The sequence below is a fragment of the Glycocaulis sp. genome (assembly GCF_052168375.1).
Lineage (GTDB): Bacteria > Pseudomonadota > Alphaproteobacteria > Caulobacterales > Maricaulaceae > Glycocaulis.
The window spans coordinates 1-6,139 of sequence record NZ_JBQLZR010000081.1 but is presented as its reverse complement, the minus strand read 5'-3'; the positions used below and the strand labels follow the sequence as shown (position 1 = coordinate 6,139).

Sequence of the window (6,139 nt, the reverse complement as noted above, 5' to 3'; positions counted from 1 at the left end):
TGCGCCTCCTGCGCGACGAGGCGGTAACGACGAACTTCATGACGCCGACCCTGATCCTGCGGCTGTGTGCGCTGGTCGACGGGCCGGTAAAGGCCCCTGCCCTGAAACACATCATCTATGGCGCGGCGCCGTTCCCGCCCGAACAGCTCCTTCGGGCGCAACGCGTGTTCGGACCGCGCATTGCCGGGCTTTACGGCCAGACCGAAGCACCAATGACAATTGCGGCGATCACGGGCGAGGAACTGGCCAATCCGGCACTCAACAGCTCGGTCGGACGCCCGGGCCGGTATAGCGAGATTGCCATCATCGATCCTGACGGTTCACCGCTCCCCGCAGGCCAGACAGGCGAGATTGCCGTGCGCGGCCCGCTCCTGATGGACGGGTATCTCGATGACCGCGCCCGCACCGAGAGCACGATCCGGCGCGGCTGGCTGCACACGGGCGATCTCGGCCATCTGGGCCGCAACGGCTATCTCTACATTACCGGCCGTGCCAGCGACATGCTGATCTCGGGCGGCTACAACATCCACCCGGCAGAGGTGGAAGCGGCGCTGCTGACGCTTCCGGGCCTGGATGAAGTCTGCGCCTTTGGCGTGCCCGATCCGCAATGGGGCGAGCGCCTTGAAGTGGCCGTGACGCCCTACCGCAACGAAAAGCTGGATGCAGAATTGCTGGCAAAGCTCGCCCGCGAGCTTCTGGGTCCGGTGAAAACGCCGAAGGCCATCCACATCCTCCCGCGATTGCCGCGCAACCCGGTTGGCAAGGTGACGCGCAGCAGCGTACGCAATCTGATCTATCCTGCATCGGGTGAAGCGGCCAAAACGACCTCATGACGCAGCGTGACAGCCTTGCAGAACACTTCGCCAGCGACGAGGCGAAAGCCCGCTTCTGGGGGCTGATTGATGCGCGCGTGGTGGAGCTGGGCGAAGGACGCGCGCAGCTGGAAATCCCGGTGGCGCGCCACTGGCTGAACCTTAACAATGCCGTCCATGGCGGGGCTAGCTCCGGCTGGCTCGATCAGGTTGCCGGCCTTGCCACCAACACGCTTGCCGGCGAGGGCGAGGTCTTCGTCACCGCAACCGCGAACCTGCATTTCCGGCGGCCCTTCGCGCCCGATGAGGGGCCTGCCAACGCCTTTGCCGAGGTGAAGAGCCGCAATGGCCGCAAGGCGATGACGTCCGCACGCATTACGACCGCAGCCGGAGAGGTTACGCTGGAAGGCGAGTTTCTGTTCATCCTGACGGCGCGGCGCGAAAACCTGACGCATGGGCAGACGCGATCAAATGATTGAAATTGCCGCCGCAGGGCGCTAGCGCTTCAATAAAGATATATCTTTTCGCGAGGACACCATGACCCAACGCCTCAACACGCTTCTTGCCGGCATGGCCATGATCGGACTGCTCGCCGCCTGCGGCGAAGGCCAGCCAGGCGCGGATGGTCCGGGCGAAAGCGCAGCCAGCGGTCCGCAGCCCGTCACCCATGGTGGTGAGCCGGAAACGACCGCCAGCGCAGAAGATGCGGCTGCGATCCTTGCGAGTCTTGGCGAACCTTATGCCTCTGCCAATCTGGACAATGGCCGCCGGCTTTTCCGCCGGTGCGCGTCCTGCCATACGCTGGGCGCAGGCGACCGCCATCTCGTCGGCCCCAACCTGCACGCCATGTTCGGCCGTCAGGCCGGTTCGGCGGAAGGCTATCGCTACTCGCGCGCGCTGGAAGAGGCCGGGTTTGAATGGACCAAGGCAGAGCTTGACCAGTGGCTCGCCAACCCGCGCACCTATCTGCCGGGCAACCGCATGAGCTTTGCGGGCCTGCGCACCGAGACAGACCGCAACGACCTCATCGCCTTCCTGGCGGTGGAAACCCGTCCCTGATCCCTATTCGGCGGGCTGCTGGCCCGGCTGCGCGATCGCGTCGGAGCCGCCAAGGCTCTGGCCGGCTGCGCGCGCTTCCTTTTCGAGCTGGCGTGACACCCAGTTCGGCGTCTTGGTGAAGCGCCCGAACACGGCATAGGCCGTTGGCACGACGAACAGGGTGAAGAGCGTCGCCACCATCACACCGGTGAAGATCACCACACCGATCGTGATGCGGCTTTCCGAACCCGGCCCATAGGCAAGGACGAGCGGGAAGGCGCCGATGGCCGTTGAGATCCCGGTCATCAGGATCGGCCGGAAACGGGTGGCCGCAGCCTCCAGCGTCGCCTCGGCCACGCTCATGCCTTCCTCGCGGAGCTGATTGGCGAACTCGACGATCAGGATACCGTTCTTCGCCGCCAGCCCCACCAATATGATCAATCCAATCTGGGAATAGATATTGAGCGACGAGCCCGCCATGTAGAGGCCGAACAGTCCGCCCGCGACCGCAAGCGGCACGGTCAGCATGATGATCATGGGCTGGATGAAGCTTTCAAACTGGGCCGCCAGCACCAGGAAAACGATCAGCAGTGCCATGCCGAAGGCAAACAGCATCGCATTGTTGGATTCCAGGAACTCGCGTGCGCTGCCCACATAGTCGGTCGCCACATCGGCGGGCAGTTCAGCGCGGGCATAGGTGTCCAGCCATTCGATAGCCTCGCCCAGCGTGTAGCCTTCGCCCAGCGTCGCCGAGATAGTGATGGAGCGCAGGCGGTTCAGGCGGTTGCGCTCGCGCGCCTCGCCTGTCTCACGCAAGGTCACGAGGTTGGAAAGCGGGATCAGCTCCCCTGCCCCGCCGCGCACATAGAGCGTTTCAAGATCGGACCGGCTGGAGCGCTGCTCACGGCGGTTCTCAGCAATCACGTTGTAGGCTTCACCACGGTCGATGAACTGCCCCATGCGGCGCGAGCCGAGGTGTGTCTGCAGCGTGCGGCCAATATCGCTGACCGATACGCCCAGCGCAGCAGCACGTTCGCGATTGATGTCCACCACAAGGCGCGGCGAAGTCGGCTCGTAATCCTTGCGGGCGCGCAACAGGTTGGGGTTGGATTCCTCGATACGGGCAATCAGGCGTTCCGCTTCCAGATCGAGCGTCTGGTAGTCGGGCCCTTGCAGCACGAACTGGATGTCGTCACCGCCGCCACCCCCGCCACCAAGCGAGGAACGCATGGAGGCAAAGGCGCGCACACCCGTCAGCTGGCCAAGGCGCTGGTTCACCTCGTTGACGATTTCGAGGCCCGGACGGCGTTCGCCCCAGGGTGTCATCGTGCCGACGACGATACCGCTGGAGAACTCGGAGCCGCCACCAAAGCCCGGCACGACCAGAAGCACGCGGTTCAACTCGCCTGCCTCGACATATTCCATGAGGATTTCTTCGATCTCATCGGCCTGCGCGGCGGTGTATTCAAAGCTGGAGCCGTCCGGCGCGCTGAAGCGGCTGAAGAAATTGCCCCGGTCTTCGGGCGGCGTCAGCTCGTTCGGCAGCTGGTTGAAAAGGAAGATGGAGCCGCCGACGGCTGCCACGACGAAGGGAATGATCAGCCATGGCACGGACAGGATCACATCGAGCGATTCCTTGTAGGAATTGCGCAGCTTGCCAACGCCCTGTTCAACCCATTTGGCGGGTCCTCGTGCACCCTCGCTCGGACGGACGAGCTTGGAGCTCATCATCGGCGACAGCGTCAGCGCAACGAAGCTGGAGAGGATCACGGCTGCGGTGATGGTGACGGCCAGCTCGGTGAAGATACGACCGATAAAGCCCGGCAGAACGACCAGCGGCACGAACACGGCGGCGAGAGTGGCTGTCGTCGCGATCACGGCAAAGAAGACCTGCCGTGCGCCTTGCAGGGAGGCGAGCCGTGGCGGTTCGCCAAGGTCCACCCGGCGCTGGATGTTCTCCATCACCACAATGGAATCGTCCACCACCAGACCGATGGCCAGCACCAGCGCCAGAAGGGTCAGGATATTGATCGAGAAGCCGAAGGCGGCCAGCACCGCAAACACGCCGATCAGGCAGACCGGCACAACGGCGGCGGGGATAACCGCAGCCCGGAAGCTGCCGAGGAAGAGGTAGATCACCAGCACGACGAGCGTGGCGGCGACAGCAAGCGTACGCCACACCTCGTTGATGGATTCGCGGATGAAGACGGTGTCATCAGACGCGTTGAGAAGCTGCATGCCTTCGGGCAGTTGCGGCGCGAAGCGCGCGGCTTCCTCGCGGATGGCATCGGACACGGCAACAGCGTTCGAGCGGCTCTGCCGGATGAAACCGATACCGATCATGTTCTGGCCATTGCCGCGGAAGAGCGCACGCTCCTGTTCGGCGGCAAGTTCTACATCGGCAATCTCGCCGAGACGGATGACGTGGCCATCGCGCTGAGTGATCGGCAGCCGGCGGAAGGCATCTTCGGAAGAGAACAGGCGTTCGACGCGCACGATGAGCTGGGTCGACGTGGTCTCGATGGACCCGCCCGGCAATTCCACATTCTCGGCACGCAGCGCGTTCTCGATGTCGGTGACGGTGAGTTGCCGGGCCGCCATGGCCTGCGGGTCCAGCCAGATGCGCATCGCATAGCGGCGCTGACCGCCGATCTGGACGCGCGATACACCATCGATCACGGAGAAGCGGTCAACCAGGAACCGGTCGGCATAGTCGGTCAGTTCCTCGGCGGTCATCGTCTCCGAGAGGAGATTGTACCAGAGGAAGGGGCGCGCATCAGAATCCTGCTTGGTGACCGTCACCTCCTCGACGTCGGGCGGCAATTGCCGGCGTGCACGGGCCACCGCTTCGCGAACATCGTTGGCCGCGGCTTCAAGGTCGCGCCCGAGGCGGAAGGTTACCGAGATGCGCGACTCGCCGTCCTCGGAGCTGGAACGGATCGTGTCGATGCCTTCAATGCCGCCCAGCGCGCCTTCGATGGGCTGGGTGACCTGATTTTCCATCACCTCGGCATTGGCGCCGGGAAACTCGGCATCCACGGACACCACCGGCTGGTCGACGTCCGGCAATTCGCGCAAGGGCAGTTCGCGAATGCCCAGAATGCCAAAGACGATGATCAGCGCGCTGGCAACGAAGGCGATGACCGGACGGCGGACGGCGATATCGGAAAGGGTCATTGCTGGGCGCTCCCGGCGGCTCCGCTGGCTGCAGCCGCGGCAATGGCATTGCTGGCCGTTTCGGCGCTGTCATCGGTCTCGCGCGGCGCAATGCGCGCGCCGTCACGGATACGGTGGACGCCCTGGCGGACAATGACGGTGCCCGGCTCGATGCCGCCCAGCACCTCCAGATAGCCGTCAGAACGGGCGCCAACCTCGATAATCTGCTGCACCGCATACTGGCCTGCCTCGTCCGACGCGACCGCATAGACGAAGACCTGATCGCGAAGGCGCGTAACCGCTGTCTCCGGCACGGCCGGACGGGTACGCGGATCACGGCGCACCTCGACCGTCATCAGCAGGCCGGGACGCAGCCGACGGTCCGAATTGGCAATCTCCGCACGCACGATCACGGTACGCGTTGCGGGATCAATGCGGCTGTCGACCTGCGTGATCTGACCGGTGAACTCCACATCGGGGAAGGCCGATGTCGTGGCGACGATCTCCATGCCCGGCGAAACCGTCGCGAGAAAGCGCTCAGGCAAGGTGAAATCAAGCTTGATCACCGAGGTGTCATCGAGGCGCGCGATCGTGTCGCCAGGACGCACGAGCTGGCCGAGGCTGACCTCGCGAAGACCCACGATACCGTCAAACGGCGCGCGGATGATGCGGTCGGCTACACGGGCCTCAAGGGCGGAGACGCGGGCTCGGGCGCGTTCGGCATTGGCCTGAATCTCGTCAAGGCGCGAACGGGGCGCCACACCGCGCTCGGTCAGGTCACGGGTCCGCACCAGCTCCTGTTCGGCTTCACGCAAGGAGGCGCGCGCCTCCGAGAGGCCGGCCACTTCTTCCGCGTCACGCAGCTCGACGAGGATCTCGCCCTCGGTCACTTGCTGGCCGGAATCAAAATTGATGCGGGCGATAGTGTCCGAAATCTTGGCGGTCACGAGAACCGATTCGTTGGCATTGGCGGTGCCCAGCGCCTCGACGACATCAGCAAACTGGCGCGTGTCGACCGTGTGCAGCGCCACAGGCGTAGCCATGCCGCGCATCTGCTCGCCGTCTTCACCCTGCGTGGCGGCGCGCACCATGACGGCGGCAGCCATTCCAATGAACACAACGGCAACAATGAT

General features: G+C 64.4%; 5 protein-coding genes. 3 read left to right on the top strand and 2 right to left on the bottom strand.

Annotation, left to right across the window (positions count from 1 at the left end; all coding sequences use genetic code 11):
- From ACTS2Z_RS03065 to ACTS2Z_RS03055, 3 genes are all read left to right on the top strand, one after another.
- Window positions 1-833 (top strand): class I adenylate-forming enzyme family protein (locus ACTS2Z_RS03065; RefSeq protein WP_442571762.1); only part of this gene is annotated, 833 nt, incomplete at its 5' end.
- Entirely contained in the window at window positions 830-1,291 is a 462-nt protein-coding gene (locus ACTS2Z_RS03060) for a PaaI family thioesterase (protein WP_442571761.1), read from the top strand. The genes ACTS2Z_RS03065 and ACTS2Z_RS03060, both read left to right, overlap by 4 nt.
- A gap of 58 nt (window positions 1,292-1,349) precedes the next feature.
- A complete protein-coding gene (locus ACTS2Z_RS03055) occupies window positions 1,350-1,871 on the top strand; it encodes a c-type cytochrome (protein WP_442571760.1) in 522 nt (173 codons plus the stop codon).
- Between the two features lie 3 nt (window positions 1,872-1,874).
- On the opposite strand, the gene ACTS2Z_RS03050 is transcribed toward ACTS2Z_RS03055, so the two are convergent.
- Complete coding sequence (locus ACTS2Z_RS03050; RefSeq protein ID WP_442571759.1) at window positions 1,875-5,027, bottom strand: efflux RND transporter permease subunit; 3,153 nt, start codon at window positions 5,025-5,027, stop codon at window positions 1,875-1,877.
- On the bottom strand, window positions 5,024-6,139 hold a 1,116-nt coding region (locus ACTS2Z_RS03045), incomplete at its 5' end, for an efflux RND transporter periplasmic adaptor subunit (protein ID WP_442571758.1). The genes ACTS2Z_RS03050 and ACTS2Z_RS03045, both read right to left, overlap by 4 nt.

Coding starts and splice junctions, on each gene's coding strand:
- ACTS2Z_RS03060 (WP_442571761.1), top strand. CDS start 830: ATGACGCAGCGTGACAGCCTTGCAGAACACTTCGCCAGCGACGAGGCG.
- ACTS2Z_RS03055 (WP_442571760.1), top strand. CDS start 1,350: ATGACCCAACGCCTCAACACGCTTCTTGCCGGCATGGCCATGATCGGA.
- ACTS2Z_RS03050 (WP_442571759.1), bottom strand. CDS start 5,027: ATGACCCTTTCCGATATCGCCGTCCGCCGTCCGGTCATCGCCTTCGTT.